This window comes from Protofrankia sp. Cas3 (assembly GCF_963555955.1).
GTDB lineage: Bacteria > Actinomycetota > Actinomycetes > Frankiales > Frankiaceae > Protofrankia.
Genome location: NZ_CAUVXP010000045.1, coordinates 1 through 16,108 on the forward strand (window position 1 = coordinate 1; position 16,108 = coordinate 16,108).

13 protein-coding genes and 1 pseudogene are annotated in these 16,108 nt (G+C 67.5%); 8 read left to right on the forward strand and 6 right to left on the reverse strand.

Going from position 1 to position 16,108, the window contains the following annotated elements; translation table 11 throughout:
* Window positions 1–747, forward strand: a pseudogene (locus U9983_RS10910) (hypothetical protein); the annotation flags it as partial.
* A 12-nt stretch (window positions 748–759) separates the two neighbouring features.
* Here U9983_RS10910 and U9983_RS10915 read toward each other — a convergent pair.
* The gene (locus U9983_RS10915; RefSeq protein ID WP_322753898.1) at window positions 760–1,599 is read right to left on the reverse strand and encodes a PD-(D/E)XK nuclease family protein; all 840 of its coding nucleotides are present in this window, start codon (window positions 1,597–1,599) and stop codon (window positions 760–762) included.
* A 187-nt stretch (window positions 1,600–1,786) separates the two neighbouring features.
* Between U9983_RS10915 and U9983_RS10920 the strand changes: the two genes are divergently transcribed.
* A complete protein-coding gene (locus tag U9983_RS10920) occupies window positions 1,787–2,176 on the forward strand; it encodes a chorismate mutase (protein ID WP_322753922.1) in 390 nt (129 codons plus the stop codon).
* A 43-nt stretch (window positions 2,177–2,219) separates the two neighbouring features.
* Here the strand turns inward: U9983_RS10920 and U9983_RS10925 are convergent, their stop codons facing one another.
* Both U9983_RS10925 and U9983_RS10930 read right to left on the reverse strand, forming a co-directional pair.
* A complete protein-coding gene (locus U9983_RS10925) occupies window positions 2,220–2,801 on the reverse strand; it encodes a DUF1003 domain-containing protein (protein ID WP_322753899.1) in 582 nt (193 codons plus the stop codon).
* Window positions 2,798–4,231 (reverse strand): magnesium transporter MgtE N-terminal domain-containing protein, encoded by a 1,434-nt coding sequence (locus tag U9983_RS10930; RefSeq protein WP_322753900.1) that lies wholly within the window; start codon window positions 4,229–4,231, stop codon window positions 2,798–2,800. The genes U9983_RS10925 and U9983_RS10930 overlap by 4 nt, the downstream gene beginning before the upstream one ends.
* A 301-nt stretch (window positions 4,232–4,532) precedes the next feature.
* Between U9983_RS10930 and U9983_RS10935 the strand changes: the two genes are divergently transcribed.
* Window positions 4,533–5,729: an acyl-CoA dehydrogenase family protein gene (locus U9983_RS10935; RefSeq protein WP_322751135.1), complete on the forward strand. Its 1,197-nt coding sequence runs from the start codon at window positions 4,533–4,535 to the stop codon at window positions 5,727–5,729.
* 82 nt (window positions 5,730–5,811) lie between these two features.
* On the opposite strand, the gene U9983_RS10940 is transcribed toward U9983_RS10935, so the two are convergent.
* Window positions 5,812–7,179, reverse strand: a complete 1,368-nt coding sequence (locus tag U9983_RS10940; RefSeq protein WP_322753901.1) for a TerD family protein — start codon at window positions 7,177–7,179, stop codon at window positions 5,812–5,814.
* Between the two features lie 547 nt (window positions 7,180–7,726).
* Here U9983_RS10940 and U9983_RS10945 point away from each other — a divergent pair.
* Both U9983_RS10945 and U9983_RS10950 read left to right on the forward strand, forming a co-directional pair.
* On the forward strand, window positions 7,727–10,504 hold the full coding sequence (locus U9983_RS10945; protein WP_322753902.1) for a SpoIIE family protein phosphatase: 2,778 nt from the start codon (window positions 7,727–7,729) through the stop codon (window positions 10,502–10,504).
* Between the two features lie 30 nt (window positions 10,505–10,534).
* A complete protein-coding gene (locus tag U9983_RS10950) occupies window positions 10,535–11,206 on the forward strand; it encodes a suppressor of fused domain protein (protein WP_322753903.1) in 672 nt (223 codons plus the stop codon).
* 42 nt (window positions 11,207–11,248) lie between these two features.
* On the opposite strand, the gene U9983_RS10955 is transcribed toward U9983_RS10950, so the two are convergent.
* Window positions 11,249–12,139: an LLM class F420-dependent oxidoreductase gene (locus U9983_RS10955; protein ID WP_322753904.1), complete on the reverse strand. Its 891-nt coding sequence runs from the start codon at window positions 12,137–12,139 to the stop codon at window positions 11,249–11,251.
* A 304-nt stretch (window positions 12,140–12,443) separates the two neighbouring features.
* Between U9983_RS10955 and U9983_RS10960 the strand changes: the two genes are divergently transcribed.
* Window positions 12,444–12,950, forward strand: a complete 507-nt coding sequence (locus tag U9983_RS10960; protein WP_322753905.1) for a MaoC family dehydratase — start codon at window positions 12,444–12,446, stop codon at window positions 12,948–12,950.
* A 54-nt stretch (window positions 12,951–13,004) separates the two neighbouring features.
* Here U9983_RS10960 and U9983_RS10965 read toward each other — a convergent pair whose 3' ends face one another.
* On the reverse strand, window positions 13,005–13,436 hold the full coding sequence (locus U9983_RS10965) for an NUDIX hydrolase (RefSeq protein ID WP_416211346.1): 432 nt from the start codon (window positions 13,434–13,436) through the stop codon (window positions 13,005–13,007).
* Between the two features lie 27 nt (window positions 13,437–13,463).
* Between U9983_RS10965 and U9983_RS10970 the strand changes: the two genes are divergently transcribed.
* Complete coding sequence (locus U9983_RS10970) at window positions 13,464–14,954, forward strand: ATP-binding protein (protein ID WP_416211347.1); 1,491 nt, start codon at window positions 13,464–13,466, stop codon at window positions 14,952–14,954.
* Window positions 14,955–15,331: 377 nt separating this feature from the next.
* Complete coding sequence (gene fabG, locus U9983_RS10975; protein ID WP_416211354.1) at window positions 15,332–16,063, forward strand: 3-oxoacyl-ACP reductase FabG; 732 nt, start codon at window positions 15,332–15,334, stop codon at window positions 16,061–16,063.
* The last annotated feature ends 45 nt before the right edge of the window (window positions 16,064–16,108 follow it).

The window sequence follows — 16,108 nt, forward strand, 5'->3', positions numbered from 1 at the left end:
ATTCTGGACCACCTGTCCGAGGTTCCCTACCTGCGCGCGGTCGCAGCCTTCGCCCGGTTGAGCATCACGGCCACTACCGGCACCATCCTGCTACCCAGCGACGGCGGAGACCCCATCGACGACTTCCCCGTGTTTGAATTCCCTCTGTTCGAAGCGCAGGAAGGCCTCGCGGAAGCGATGTGCCTTCGGCTCGCCGCGCGGTTCGAACCAGCACACGCCGCTGCTCTGGAGGCTTTGCCCCTGGCTGAGAAGGGTGGACGGCCCCTACTGTCCGCGGTCATCGCTGAACAGGCGCACTGCGCTGCCCTCCTGGGTCGCCACACGGAGGCGGCGCAACTGCTCAAGGATGCGGACAGCCGACACGCAATAACGATGACCCTTATGTACCCGTGGATCGAGCTCGCCCGAGCCCAGGTCGCCGCGAGCGCGAAAGACCCCGGCACGGCGGAGTCTACACTGCGACACCTACTCGACCGCCTACGCAAAGACGAGTTCCACGGCCTGGAAGTCCACGCGCTGCTCGCGTTGGTCAGATACGGGCTCGTCGTTCCCCCGGACGTCGAGCAGCTGCGGCAACTCGAATCGACAGTGAGCGGCCGCCTGCCCGTTCTGGTACGGCGGCATGCGGAGGCGCTGCTCACCGAGGACGAGATCGGACTGCGAGCGAGTGCGGACAGCTATGCGGCACTCGGCCTGCGGCTCTACGCGGATGGCGCAACCGCTCAGGCATCCACCGTGTCCCCGTGAAGACGGGAGAGGCTACAGGTCGCCGTCGGCGATGGCGTCCCACGGCTGGCGGTCGGGAGCGGCGGCGAGACCCTCGGGACAATGCCGCCGATAGTCGCACCAGGAACACAGCTGACCCGGCGACGGCGGAAACGCCGCGTCCGGCGCGGCGCCGGCGCGAAACGCCTCGCCCGCGCGCTCGGCGTCGTCCGCCAGGGCTTCGGCGCGGCGCAGTTGGCGGCCCAGCGACGCCTCGTCGTGCTCGGCCGCCAGCACGTCGCCGGTGGGAACATGATGCAGCTCAACCCGCCAGCACGGCCGACGCAGCGTCTTCGACGCCGCGAGCGCGTACAGGGCGAGCGGCTGGGAGGCTCGCGCATCGTCATCGGTGAGCGGACGGCGGCCGGTCTTGTAGTCGACGACAACAAGCTCACCGTCACGATCGTCGAGCCGGTCGACCCGCCCGGACAGCGCCAACCGTTCGGTGCGTGCGGCTACCTGGCGTTCCACCGCCACCGGTTCGGCGGCCGGATCAAGCCCAGCCACATAGCGCTCCACCATCTGCGCTGCCCGCTCCCGCCAGCGAAGCGACTGATCGACGTCCCGCCAGCCGTCCAGCAGCCACCCGAGGCGGACGAGATGCGCGGCGCGAGCTGGGGTACGGCCCGCCAGCGGCTCGTCCCACCAGGCCCGCAGGGCCTGGTGCACGCTGGCACCCATCGAGTTGTGAGCCCACGGCGGGCCCTTCGGCGGTGCCGGGCGGTCCAGGTATGCCATCCGGTACCGGCGCGGGCAGTCGGCAAAGGCGGAAAGCTTCGACGGCGTGCACACGAAAAGTCGCCGCGGCATGCCGTCCAACTGCAGCTGGTCCACGACATGATCCTGTCACTCGGCCGCTGGCACACGGCAGCGGCGACGTCGACACAATGGTAACCGAACGACCACTGGACGGTGGCATTCTCGCCTGGCATGCTGGTGGATGTGACCGGTACATCCGACCTTTGCGCACGCCGCGCACGTAGATCGCCGGATCACTTTTACCAGGGGCCGGGCTTGGCCCCTGGGTTGCCTCGCGACTGACGCGACACACCGAGACCAGACGGCCCGGACTCACCCGGGCTCACGAGGCTCTGGGGCGGCCGGGCCACGGACGAAAAGGGCCCAGATGACAAGGGAAGCGCTCAACTCTGTCACCTCCGCGCCGACTATCTCCTCGATCGAGGACGGCCGAACGGCCATCGACAAGATCGATACCCAGCTTCGCGCGCTCGTCGGGGCACGCCTCGATGTGTCCCGCCAGATTCAGGCGCTGCGCTCGGCTGACGGCGGTCCGCGCATCGAGCACTCGCGGGAGAATGAAATCATCGCGGCATGGTCGGGGGAACTCGGACCGCGCGGGGTCGAAATCGCACTGTCTATTCTCACCCTCTGCCGCGGATCTCTTACCTGACGCCATCGCGACTCACCTCGACCCGCACAGAACTTCTGCCAGGTCATGGTCGCCGGTCAGCGGCGTTGCGACGTTCAGCGCGTCGCGCCTGGGTGCCAGCACCGCGCCGCTGACCGCCGTCGGTATCCTCACCGACGGCGACGGACTCCGCCAACAGCGCTCGCAGTTCCGTACGCAGCTCCGAGCGCAGGTAGTCACGGGTCGCCAATTCGCCGATCTTGGCCCGAACCGCCGCAATCTCGCGGGCAAGGTATTCGGTGTCGTCGAGCTGGCGGCCGGTCTGCTCCCTGTCCTGAGCGAGGTTCGCCCGGTCCCGGTCGTCCTGCCGGTTCTGCGCCAGCAGGATCAACGGCGCTGCATAAGCCGCCTGCAACGACAACGCCAATGTCAGGAAGATAAACGGATAGTTGTCGAACCGCAGGTCAAGCGGCATGACAATGTTGTAACAGATCCATATTACGACCACCACGCTCTGCAGCACAAGGAAACGGGCGGTTCCGATGAACCGGGCAATGCGTTCGGCAACCCGGCCAAAGGCGTCCGCTTCGGCGGGCCGGCGGGCCAACGCTGAGCGGCGTGACGGACGAGGCTGGTCGAGCCTGCCCGCACCGCGGCGGATCTTCATGATCCGGGCCGCCTCAGACCGTTGTCGCGCCGATCCTGACCGCCTGGCAGCGCCGTGCTCACAGCGTTACTTCGGGCATCGCTGTGGGAATCACTGTGGCCGTCACTGTGGGTGTCACCGCGGGAATCACCGTCGGAATCGCTGTGGGCGGTATCGGCGGTATCGGCGGTATCGCCGAGAGCGCCCACGCGGGCATCGGAATCCAGGTCACGTTCCCGCCAGTTGGCCGGCAACATGTGGTCGAGAACATCGTCGACGGTGACCACACCGACCAGTCTGGCGAGCCCGTCCAGCACCGGAACCGCCACCAGGTTGTACGAGGCGAGCAGGCGGGTCACCTCCGGCAGGGACGTCTCCGGGCGCAGCGGGGTGATGTCGATGTCAATGATGCCACCGACGAGGATCCCAGGCGGTTCCCGCAGCAGCCGCTGGAAATGCGCAAGCCCCAGATAACGTCCGGTCGGGGTCTCGAACGGCGGGCGGACCACGTAGACCTGCGCGGCCAGCGCCGGTGACAGTTCCGGCGCCCGCACCCGCGCGAGCGCCTCGGCCACGGTCGCGTTCGGGCCGAGGATCACCGGCTCACTGGTCATCAGACCGCCGGCGGTGTTGTCCGGGTAGACCAGCAGCCGGCGCACCGGTGCCGCCTCCTGCGGCTCCATCAGCCGCAGCAGCCGCTCGGCCTCCTCGGCGGGCAGGTCCCTCAGCAGGTCGGCGGCATCGTCTGGACCCATCGCCTCCAGGATGTCAGCCGCTCGATCGTCGGCGAGCCCGCCGAGCAGCTCGATCTGCTCATCCTCGGGCAGCTCCTCCAGGACGTCGGCGAGGCGCTCGTCGTCAAGGGCCGCGGCGACCTCGGCCCGGCGCTTGCTCGAAAGATTGTGCAGCAGGGACGCGAGGTCCGCGGGGCGGAGTTTCTCGAACGCCGCGAGCAGGTTCGCCGCACCCTGGGTCTCCGCGGGCAACGAGATGCCGGTGACCTCATCCCAGGAGACCGTGCGGACCTCGCCGCGTCGTCGCCGACCGGTCCGTACCGCCACCTGGTCGAGCACCCAGTCGCCACCGCGGATCGGTTCGATCGCCGCGTCCACCACGGTGACGGTCGCCTCGGTCGCGACCAACGTCACCTGCCGGTCCAGGAGCTCGCCGAGCACGAGGATCTCGCCCGGACGCTGCGCGAACCGGCGCCAGCTCAACCGGGCTGAGGAGAGCACGACGGCGCCCGACTCCACCCCGGTCACCTTGCTGATCGGCACAAAGATGGGACGGCGTTGCACCTCGACGGCAAGCCCCAGCGCGCGCGGCGGTTCGCGGCCCAGTCTCAGGGTCACGACCACGTCACGGACTCGCCCGACCACATCCCCGTTGGGATCGAGGACGAGCAGGCCCGCCAGCCTGCGGCAGAACAGCCGAGCCGGTGCTGTGGTCACGGCGTGAGGCTACCTCCGCCTCCGATGCCGGGCGCTCTTGGCAAAAATGATCATTGCTCCGCTCGCGCCGGGCTGCACCAGCCAGGCCACGGCCGCTGGCTCCACTCGCGCCCGACCCCGAATGCCGCGATACTGCTCATAAGTGTGGCAGCCCATTCGCAATGGTCGCGATTGACGTGCAGCCCGTACGCGGCTGTGCGGCTGTGCGGCTGTTTTTCGGCAGAGCAGTCGGCAGAGCAGTCGGCAGGGCAGTCGGCAGGTGCCGGTTACCGGTGATAGGCGGAGAAGGGAAGCGGAAACGATGGGCAGGATCGCGCAGACCGACGGTCTGACCGATGTTCAGGCTGACATTCTGTCGGCCGTGCGCACGTTCGTCGACAAGGAGATTCTGCCGTACGCCACCGAACTCGAACACAAGGACGAGTTCCCCGAGGCGATCGTCGAAGCCATGAAGGAGATGGGGCTTTTCGGGATCACCATTCCGGAGGAGTACGGCGGGCTCGGTGAATCGCTGCTCACCTACGCCCTGGTTGTCGAGGAGATAGCCCGCGGCTGGATGAGCGTCTCGGGTGTCATCAACACACACTTCATCGTCGCCTACCTCCTTCTCCAGCACGGCTCCCCCGAGCAGAAGCAGCGGCTCCTGCCGAAAATGGCGACCGGGGAGGTGCGCGGCGCATTCTCCCTGAGCGAGCCGGGTTGCGGTTCGGACGTGTCCGCCATTACCACCCGGGCCACTCGCGACGGCGACGAATACCTCATCAACGGCCAGAAGATGTGGCTGACCAACGGTGCCCGTGCCGGCATCGTCGCCACCCTTGTCAAGACCGACGAGGGTGCCGACTCGGTCTACCGGAACATGACGACCTTCCTGCTGGAAAAGGAGCCAGGCTTCGGCACCAACGCCGGCATCACGATTCCCGGAAAAATCGACAAACTCGGCTACAAGGGCGTCGAGACCACCGAGATGGTGCTGGACAACCACCGGGTACCGAACTCGTCGATCCTCGGCGGCGCCGACGGCCGGGGCAAGGGTTTCTACCAGATGATGGACGGTGTCGAAGTCGGCCGGGTCAATGTCGCGGCCCGCGCGTGCGGCATCATGATCCGGGCATTCGAGCTGGCGATCGCCTACGCCCAGCAGCGCCGCACCTTCGGTAAGCAGATTGTCGACCATCAGGCGATCGCCTTCAAGCTGGCCGAGATGGCGACCAAGGTCGAGGCCGGCCACCTGATGATGGTGAACGCCGCCCGCAAGAAGGACAGCGGCCAGCGCAACGACGTCGAGGCGGGTATGGCCAAGTACCTTGCCAGCGAGTACTGCTTCGAGGTGACCACCGAGTCGTTCCGCATCCACGGTGGTTACGGCTACTCCAAGGAGTACGAGATCGAGCGACTTTTCCGGGAGGCGCCGTTCATGCTCATCGGCGAGGGTACATCCGAGGTACAGAAGCGCATCATCAGCCGGGCGTTGCTCAAGGAGTACAAACTCCCGTAGCCAACCCCGCCAGCCGCCGGCCGCGCGAGCATGCTTCTTCTCGCGCGGCCGGCGGCCCCAAGCGGGCTAGCGCTCGAGCGGGCTAGAGGTACTGCCTGGACGGCCCGACCATCGCGCGTACGGTCTTGCCGTCGTGGAACTCGCCGATGGCCGTCATCGTCCAGTTCGGCCCACCCTGCTGACGTACAACCTTGCACATGACGAGACCGGTGTGCGGTTTTGACTCCGACAGGTCGAAACGGACGAGCTCGGCACCGGTGAAATCGTCGATCAGGCGGCAGAAGGCGTTACGGACCTCGGTGAACTGCTGGCCCTGAAAGCTGTTCACCGTGAAGACCAGCGCTTCGACGGTGGACGGGAGCCCCGCAAGATCGACGAAGATGGTCTCGTCGTCGCCCTCGCCGCTGCCGGTGAGGTTGTCACCGGAATGGCGAACCGCGCCGCGGGCACCCTTCTTCGACATGAACCACACCTTGTCGACGTCCTTGCCGCGGCTGTCGAACAGGATGCAGGAGGCGTCCAGATCGATCTGGCGTCCCCGGTGGGCCGGATCCCAACCCAGTGCCATCCGCACCCGGGTCAACGGCGGGGTCCCGGTCTTGACCAGTGAGACACTCTGGCCCTTGCGCAACGAGACCCGGCCCTTGTCCAGGTTGACGGTCGGGGCACCGGCCACCTGCGGGGCCGGTTGTGACTGCTGGCCGTGCGGCGGACCCCATTGTTGTTGTGCCTGCGGGGCAGGTGATGGCTGCTGGCCGTGCGGCGGACCCCATTGTTGTTGTGCCTGCGGGGCCGGTTGTGACTGCTGGCCGTGCGGCGGACCCCATTGTTGTTGTGCCTGCGGGGCCGGTGATGGCTGCTGGCCCCACTGCTGCTGGGGTTGGGCTACCGGCTGCGCTGGGGATGCCGGCTGCGTCGGCGGCACATAGAGCTGCGTGGGTGCCTCATCCACTGCCGGATCATCCACTGTGATCCCGAAGTCGGTGGCGATACCGGCAAGGCCCGAGGCGTATCCCTGCCCCACGGCACGCACCTTCCAGGACCCCTGGCGCCGGTACAACTCGACGAGCACCAGTGCCGTCTCAACGGTCAGCCCGACCGGGTCGAAACGGGCGAGTTCCGCGCCCCGAAGATCCCTGACGGAGACCTGCAGTGCCCCGACGGTGGCGAAGGTCGACGGGCCGGAACCGTCCAGGCTGCCGGTGATGACGACCTTGTCGATGTCGACGGGTACCAGCCCCAGTGCGAACTCGAGCGCCGAGGGTGGGAGGAGGCGCACCCCGGGGCCGGTGGGCTGGTTGAAGAACACGAAGTCGGCGTCCGAACGGACCTTGCCGCCCGCCGTGACCAGCAACGCGGCGATGTCGAGCGGAGTCGACGAACTGATCTCCACACGTACATCATTAGTGGACAACGGTGCGTTCGCGCCCTTGCTCAGCACCTGCGCCATGGCGGCCTCCACGTCTGGATTGCTCGGGGCCTCCGGCCGCAGGAGAAGAGCCGTGACCGCGCGGCCTTGTGAGCGCCCGGGGTCGGACGCTCACAGCCTATTAGGTTCCTTCGGGTCGCCGGCGCCGCGTCCCGCATCCAGCGACCGGTCCCAACCCGAGGCGGCGGACCGGTACGAACCAACCGCTCAACGAACCGAACGACCCGGATCCGTCTGTGGGCTCCCCGACGCGTGCGACCGAGCTGTTTTTGTGACCCACATTTCTTGATCATCAGAACCGCCTGCACGCCTCAGCCCGCAGCTCCATTTGCGGTGATTAGTAGGACTTACGACCACGAAATGTTCACCCGTGAACCGAAACTTTACGCGACCCCAACCCGGGTCATTACTCCGAGTAAAAATGCGAACGAAATGATCCACGCCAGCCGGAGATATGGTTTATCCCGCCGACCGGAAGAGACGATGAGCCGGAAGAGACGATGAGAATGAACACCACGCCGATGATCAGAGAGGACACCACTCGATCTTGCGCGAGGAGAAGTGCCCGATGACAAACGCCGTTGAGGACGCTGGCGCGCTCGAACGTGCCCGGGAGCATCTCGCGACAGGCGAACCGGCCGGGGGAAGCGTCCGCGTTCCGATCTTGAGCTCGTGGCGACGCTGCGAGTCGGTCGGGCTCACCCCGGACCGTCTCGCGCCTTCCTACCGGTCCGATCTCGACCCGGAGGAACGCATCGCCCGCGTGGCCGCGCCTGTTCTCGATCGGCTGGAAGCCAGCCTCGCGGGTACCGGAGTAGGCGTGATTCTCACCGACAGTGAGGCAACTGTCCTCCAGCGTCGCGCAAGCGGGCTGGCGCTGAACCGACATCTGGACGGGGTGTGTCTCGCACCCGGCTTCAGCTACGCCGAACACGTCGTCGGTACCAACGGGATCGGCACCGCGCTCGTGGAACGTGGCCCCTCCTATGTTTCGAGCGTCGAGCACTTCGCCGCCCGCCTACACCCGTATGTCTGCGCGGGCGCACCGATACGCGATCCGATCAGCGGCCGGATCGAAGGCGTCATCGATCTCACCTGCCTGCGCTCTGCCGCTGATCCGGCGATGGTGGCTCTGGTCCGTGAAACCGCCGGCGCCATCGAACGGCAGCTACTGGAACAGTGTGCGGAGCGGGAGCGCGCCCTCCTCCGGACATTCCTCCAGAACAAACGGCGCACTCGCACGTCCATTGTGGCGGTAGCAGGTGACCCGTGCGTTCAAGCACCGGCCGAGGTCGTCCTTCGTGCCGCCGCCAACCTCAGGATAAACAACCAGGACGAACAAATCCTGCGGGAGAAGGCGACGGACCTCATTTCCGCCGCGCGTCTGGCTGCCGTGGAGGTGCGTTTGTCCAACGGCCAGGTAGCCGTGCTGGTGTGTCGGCCGGTGACGGCCTCCGCCGGTGCCGCGGGGCTCGCTGTCGAGGCCAGCCTCACCGGCGGGACGCCGCGGCATCCGGTCACCACAGGCGGCATCGCGCTCCCACACTCCGCACCCGAAAACGACCTGCCACGACAGCTACGGCTGATCAAATCGGAAGTGGCCGAGCCGGAAATGGCCGAGCCGGCTGGTGACACCGACAGGTGGCTGCTGCTGGTGGGCGAACCGGGGGTCGGCCAGCTCGCAGTCGCTGCACGGAAACGTCTGGGGCTACTTTATGAGGCCAGCATGCGCATCGGTACCACCCTGGACGTGACGCGGACCGCCGAGGAGCTGGCCGATGTCGCGGTCCCACGATTCGCCGACCACGTCACCGTTGATCTTCCTGACGCTGTCCTGCGCGGGGACGAACCGACCAGCATGAATGAAGGAATGCGCCGCATCGCCGTCCGCGGCATCACGACAGAAGGCGCGTTCTACCCGCCGGGTGACCTCGTGTGCTACCTCCCGGCAACCCCCCAGGCGCGGTGCTTCACCCACGGGCGGTCAGTTCTTGAGGAAGATCTACGGGTCGCGAGCGGATGGCTGGCTCAGGATCCCGCGCGCGGTGAGACTCTTCTCGACCATCGCATCCACTCACTCATGACAGTCCCGATGCGCGCACGCGGCGAGACACTCGGGATCGCCAGCTTCTACCGATCCGAACAGCCCGGCGCCTTCGAGGAGGATGACCTGTCCCTCGCCGAGGAACTGGTCGCCCGGGCCGCCGTGTGCATCGACAACGCCCGCCGCTACACCCGCGAACACGGACTGGCGCTGGCCCTCCAACGCAGTCTGCTCCCCCGGGGCGTACCCGCACAGCATGCCGTCGAAGTCGCCCACCGCTACCTGCCTGCCCAGTCGGGAGTAGGCGGCGACTGGTTCGACGTCATCCCCCTGTCCAGCGCCCGCGTTGCCCTGGTGGTTGGTGACGTGGTCGGCCACGGCCTGCACGCCGCCGCCACCATGGGTCGCCTACGTACCGCCGTCCAGAACTTCTCCGCCCTGGACCTGCCTGTCGATGAACTCCTCGGTCATCTCGACGACCTGGTCAACCGTCTTGACGAGGAGGAGGGCGCCGAACCCTGCGGGCACGGGATGATCGGGGCAACCTGCCTGTACGCGATCTACGATCCGGTCTCCAGACGCTGCACCATGGCGCGGGCCGGACACCCGATGCCCGCACTCATTGCGCCCGACGGCAGCGTGGAGTTCCTCGATCTACCTGCCGGACCACCGCTCGGCCTTGGTGGACTGCCCTTCGAAGCGGTCGACTTCGAGATGGCTCCCGGCAGTCAACTCGTCCTGTACACCGACGGGCTCATCGAGGACCGACACCGCGACATCGACGCTGGTCTCGACCAGCTCCGGCGCCTGCTGGCCCATCCCGACCGTCCGCCGGAGGAGACCTGCCAGGCTCTGGTCACGGCCATGCTCCCAGCTCATCCAAGTGACGACGTCGCCCTTGTGGTGGCTCGAACCCGCGCGCTTGATCCACAACGCCACGCCAGCTGGGAGATACCCGCTGACCCGACGGTCGTCTCCACCATGCGTGCAGCGGTCACCCGGCAACTCACCGCCTGGGGGCTGGCGGAAGCCGCATTCACCACTGAACTGGTTGTCAGTGAGCTGATCACCAATGCGATCCGGCACGCAACCGGCCCCATCCAGGTTCGCCTGCTACACGACCACACGCTGATCTGCGAGGTATCCGACGCCAGCAGCACATCCCCCCGGCTGCGCCGTGCCAGCACCACCGACGAAGGCGGCCGTGGCCTTTTCCTGATCGCTCAGCTCACCCGACGCTGGGGTGTCCGATACACGTCCAACGGCAAGGTCATCTGGACCGAGCAGCCGCTGCCGCCATAGACGGTTCATCAGACCCGTAGGGTCGGTTCCATGGACGGCGCGGATGTACTCAGGCTGGTGGAGGCCCACCTGATCCGGGAGCTCGGGCCTGACACCGGACGCGCGGAGATCACATTTCTCGGCGCCGAGCCCATCGAGGTCCTGCGTTTCGGCAGCACAACGCGGGGAGTCGTCCGCTACGCAACCCTCGGGATGTCCATTGCCCCGATGGGCGATCCGGCATCATCAATGATCGACCCGACCGGACCACGCACCGAGCTGGTGCTCTCCCTGAAGGACCAGCGCGACAGCGTCGCCCGGCGGCTCGCCCTGCTGGCGGCGATACCCGCTGTCGAAGGCGTCCCGGTTGTCGCCGGAGCAGGACTCGACCTGGGTGAACCGCTCTGGGACGGCGCGCGCTTCACCGCCGTCCTCGTCGCCGAGCCCGGTGGGCTCATCCCCGACCTGCCGCTGGCAGACCCGACCGACCCACCGGCGACACTGCCGGCCCGGACAGCGACGCAGGCACCGGCACCCGTGCGTTTCCTGCCGGTCCTGCCGATGACCCCCAACGAGTCGGCGTTCAAGCGGGTACACGGAGCGGCCGAGCTCCAGCGGCGATGGTTGGCCGCCGGAACCGACCTACGGGATCCCACCCGCCCGCAGCTGCGCCTCGACCTCGACCTCGACCTCGACCTCGACCTCGACCTCGACGACAGCTGACAGCTGACAGCTGACAGCTGACAGCTGACAGCTGGAACACGATCAGGAGCCGGTACCGATGTCGGCAAGGTCCTTGACCACCGGCACACAGGCCCGCTCGATCCAGGCGTCCGCCGGCTCGCCGCCGGGCGGCACCACGATGACCGTGTCCACGCCAATCCGCGCGTACTGCTCCACGTCAGCCAGGAACGCGCTCGGCTCGCCGCGAGTCAAGGCGTCCCCGCCGTGGAGAATCGTCTTGGTGATCTCGGCGTAGTCGCGGCCGACCGCGTCGCAGTGAGCTTTGAGCACGTCGAGTTTGTGCGCGACCGCATCCACCGAGGGCGCGAACAGGTTGCAGGCATCCGCGTAGGTGGCGACCAGACGCAGCGTCTTCTTCTCCCCGCCTCCACCGATCAGGATCGGCAGTCGTGGCCGGCTGATCGGCGCGGGCACGCAGAGCGTCTCGGCGAGCTGGTAGTGCCGGCCGTCAAACGGGCCGTTGTCGTCACTCCACATCTGCCGGCAGATCCGCAGCGTCTCCTCGAGCCGCTCGAACCGCTCGGCGAGTGGCGGGAACGGCACGCCCAGACCGTGGTGCTCGCGGTCGTACCAGGCTGCGCCGATGCCGAGTTCCGCCCGCCCGCCCGAGAGCACGTCCAGCGTTGCCACGATCTTCGCCAGCAGTCCCGGATGCCGGTAGGTCGTTCCGGTGACCAGGAGGCCCAGACGCAGCCTGGCGGTGTGGGCAGCCAGGAAACCCAGCGTCGTGTAGCCCTCCAGCATCGGTTCATCCGCGGGGAACATCGCCTCCATCTGGAAGTAGTGGTCCATCACGCTGAGATGGCTCACCCCCGCGTCATCGGCGATCCGGGCGGCACGCGCCAGGACCGGCGCAATCGCCTCGGTGCCGCCCGGCCAGGTGAACCGGACCACATGTACGCCCAGCTGCATCGCCAACTCCTCACGTCCCGCGACGCGGTCATCGCGTCGTCATCACACGGCCATCCCACAGTCATCACGCGGTCATCACCCGGTCATCGGCCGAATGGGCGCCGACCGCCGCCTGCTCCATCCTGACCGAAAAAGCCGGACCGGTCACTGCCGGGTACACGATCATCCCCTGGTCGCAAATCCGGCGGATGTGCGACCGACCTGGGAGGATCGGCAACGGGTTCAGGTGCCAGGTGTCCAGGTGCGGGTCCAGGCATGGCCGCGTCCATGACGGAGCTCACGCTGCAGCGAGGAGAGCTACATCATGCAGTTTGGTCGTTACTACGAGGAGTTCGAGGTCGGTGCCGTCTACAAGCACTGGCCAGGCAAGACCATCACCGAGTATGACGACCATCTGTTCTGCCTGCTGACCATGAACCACCATCCGCTGCATCTGGACGCGAACTACGCCGAGCAGACCACCGAGTTCAAGCGGAACGTGGTCGTCGGCAACTACGTGTACTCGCTGCTGCTGGGCATGTCCGTGCCCGACGTTTCGGGCAAGGCGATCGCCAACCTCGAAGTCGAGTCGCTCAAGCACGTCAAGCCCGTGTTCCACGGCGACACGATCTACGGCGAGTCCGAGGTGCTGGACAAGATCGAGTCCAGGAGCAGGGACGACCGGGGCATCGTTCAGGTCGAGACCCGCGGCTACAACCAGGAGGGCACGCTCGTCTGCATCTACCGCCGCAAGGTGATGGTGCCCAAGCGTTCCTATGGCGATGCCCGCGGCGGGGAGCAGCCCGGCCGTCCCGTGCCCAGCGGTAGCTGAGGCCGCCCGACCCGCGCTTGTTGATCCGCGCTTGTTGACCTGACTCCCGCCCGATCAGCCGCCTGGGGCCGCGACGATACCCCAGGCGACGAGTGCGTCGAGCAGCCCTTCGGTGAGCGCCATCGCGCCCAGGTCGGCGCACCAACGCACGTCCGCCGCGTCATCCCCGGCCTGTAGCTCCCCGCCGATGACGTGGCTGACGTAGTCGGCGATGTCGTAGACCACCCCGCCGGACCCCGGACCGCCCGGCCCCGGGCGCGTCACCCGCCCGACCAGCGGCCCGACCGTCACCTCCAGGCCGGTCTCCTCGCGGATCTCCCGGACGAGCGCGGCGGTGTCGCTCTCCCCCGCCTCGACCCGCCCGCCCGGCAGCGACCACAGGCCGCGGCCGGGATCCCGCGCCCGCTGAACGAGCAGCAGCGCGCCAGCCGCGTCCATGATGATCGCCCCGACACACGGAACCCGTCGCGACACCTGCCCAGCCAACCAGATCCTCTACTGATCGCCGGTAGCATGCCTCTATGTAGATGCCATCTACATAGATGGGATGCCCCCGTGTCGCGAGGTTTCGTTGGAAGAGCAACCGAACTTGGCCTCCTGCGCAAGCGTCTGGACCAGGTCGTAGCATCCCGTCGCGGGAGCGCGGTCGCCATCCGCGGCCGCCGCCAGGTGGGAAAGTCACGCCTTGTGCAGGAGTTCTGCGATCAGGCCGGTGTCCCCTACCTCTTCTTCACCGCGACCAAGGGTGCCTCGCCCGTCGAATCGGTGGCCGCCTTCTTCCTGGACCTCAGGGACTCGTCCCTGCCGATCGATCGTGACCTCGTACCGGCAGAATCCGCGGGAAGGTGGCCGGACGCCTTCCGTGTCCTCGCCGCGGTCCTACCGGATTCCCCGGCCGTCGTCGTCCTCGACGAACTTCCCTGGCTCGCCGAGCAGGACGGTCTGTTCGACGGCGCGCTGCAGACGGCCTGGGACCGACTACTCGCCGGGCGCCCCGTCCTCCTGCTGCTGCTCGGCAGCGACATTCACATGATGGAACGGCTCACCGCCTACGACCGTCCGTTCTTCGGACGAGCCGACAACCTCATCCTCGGTCCCCTCAACCCGGCGGAGACCGGACACGCCCTCGGGCTGGGCCCGGCCGACGCGATCGACGCTCATCTCGTCTCCGGCGGACTGCCAGGCATCCTGCGGAACTGGCCACCCGGAACTCCGCCGCTGCTCTTTGTCGAACAGGAATGCGCCGATCCGGCCTCGCCCCTGTTCAGCGTGCCGGAATCGACGCTGCTGGCCGAGTTTCCCGCACCCGATCAGGCACGACGCGTCCTCGAGGCGATCGGCAGCGGAGACCGCACCCAGGCCAACATCGCCGCATCCGCCGGCAACCGGGAGGGTGCTCTGCCGTCGGGATCGCTGTCGCCGCTGCTACGCCGACTGGTCGGGGAGAAGCGGGTACTCGCCGTCGACGAACCGCTGTCGACCCGCCCCGGCAAGCCTGCGCTCTACCGGATCGCAGACAGCAACCTGCGCTTTTACCTCGCCGCGCTACGGCGCGCTCAGGAACAGGCACGCCGCGGACGACCCGAGTCGGCCTTCCGGCTCGTGCAACGTCGCTGGCCGGCGTGGCGGGGCAGGGCGGTCGAGCCGCTGGTCCGCGAATCGCTGGAACTCGCGTCGGCGTCCGGCGCGTCCCCCTGGCCCGATGTTGAAACAGTTGGCGGTTGGTGGAACCGCCAGTTCGACCCGGAGGTGGACCTGGTCGGAGCCGACCGGTCACCCGTGGCGCAGCGCCTGTACGTCGTCGGATCGGTCAAGTGGTTGGGAACCCCGTTCGACGACCACGACCTCGCGGAACTCATGCGGAGCGCGGTCGCAGTGCCCGGCTTCACGCTCGGCGGCACGGGATTCGCCGTCGTGTCCCTCTCCGGCACCAACCCGGGTATGGACCTCACCAAGGTGGATCTCGTCTGGGGACCGGGCGACGTCCTCGCCGCCTGGCGGTAGACGTCCGGAGCCAACCGAGGGACATCCGGAGCCAGCTGCCGTAGGTAGAAACGGCTACCCCCACGGCCGAAACCACCGACGGCCTAGCCGGACACACACCAGACCGTAGGTAAAAATGGTTGCCCCCACGACCGAAACCACCTACCGCCCGTGCCCACGCCCACGCTTTCCGGACACAGAGCGCCGCTGAACCGCCAGATGATCGGCGTCGGTCATCCGTGCAGGCCGCGATCACGCGCCCGCGGAGGGGCGGACGCGGTATTACTGCTGACACGGACTCGTGACAAGGACTCGTGACACGGACTCGCCTGTTCTGCGGCCGAGCCGACGAGGTGCGCGCCGCCGGCGCGCATGCACGCGTGGGGAAGGGAGCACCCGTGGGACTACTCGAGGACAAGGCTGCTGTCATCACCGGTGGCGCGCAGGGCCTGGGGCTCGCCATCGCCCAGCTCTTCGTCGCCAACGGCGCCAGGGTGGTGCTGGCCGACATCAACATCGAAAAGGCCACCGAAGCGGCGAAGGAGCTCGGGGCCGCGATCGCCGTACGCACGGACGTCACCAAGGAGGACGACGTCCAGGCGCTCGTCGATGCCTGCCAGCAGGAATACGGCCGAATCGACATCATGGTCAACAATGCTGGCGTCACCCGCGACGCCAGCATGAAGAACATGTCCGCCGACGACTTCCGGCTCGTGATCGACATCCACCTCTTCGGGGCGTGGCTCGGCACCAAGGCGGCCGGCCTGGCCATGAAGGCACAGGGCGCCGGCTCGATCATCAACATGTCGTCAATCTCCGGGAAGGTCGGCAACTTCGGCCAGACCAACTACAGCGCGGCCAAGGCCGGCATCGTCGGGCTCACCAAGGCCGCCGCAAAGGAGCTGGCCCGCGGCGGGGTCCGGGTCAACGCCATCCAGCCCGGCCTGATCCGGACCGCCATGACCGAGGCGATGCCGCGCGACGTCTGGGACTCGAAGGTGGCCGAGATCCCGATGGGCCGGGTGGGCGAACCCGCCGAGGTGGCCGGCGCCGCGCTCTTCCTGGCCAGCGAACTGTCAAGCTACATGACCGGGACGGTGCTGGAAGTCGGCGGCGGGCGCCACATCTGACCATCCCCACACCCGACCAGCCAGCTGGCGGCCCGGCGCGTGTCG

Bases quoted from the DNA above. Each gene is read 5' to 3' on its own strand.
- U9983_RS10925 (WP_322753899.1), bottom strand. From the start codon at position 2,801: ATGAAGATCCGCCGCGGTGCGGGCAGGCTCGACCAGCCTCGTCCGTCA.
- U9983_RS10935 (WP_322751135.1), top strand. From the start codon at position 4,533: ATGGGCAGGATCGCGCAGACCGACGGTCTGACCGATGTTCAGGCTGAC.
- U9983_RS10940 (WP_322753901.1), bottom strand. From the start codon at position 7,179: ATGGCGCAGGTGCTGAGCAAGGGCGCGAACGCACCGTTGTCCACTAAT.
- U9983_RS10945 (WP_322753902.1), top strand. From the start codon at position 7,727: ATGACAAACGCCGTTGAGGACGCTGGCGCGCTCGAACGTGCCCGGGAG.
- U9983_RS10950 (WP_322753903.1), top strand. From the start codon at position 10,535: ATGGACGGCGCGGATGTACTCAGGCTGGTGGAGGCCCACCTGATCCGG.
- U9983_RS10955 (WP_322753904.1), bottom strand. From the start codon at position 12,139: ATGCAGCTGGGCGTACATGTGGTCCGGTTCACCTGGCCGGGCGGCACC.
- U9983_RS10960 (WP_322753905.1), top strand. From the start codon at position 12,444: ATGCAGTTTGGTCGTTACTACGAGGAGTTCGAGGTCGGTGCCGTCTAC.
- U9983_RS10970 (WP_416211347.1), top strand. From the start codon at position 13,464: ATGCCTCTATGTAGATGCCATCTACATAGATGGGATGCCCCCGTGTCG.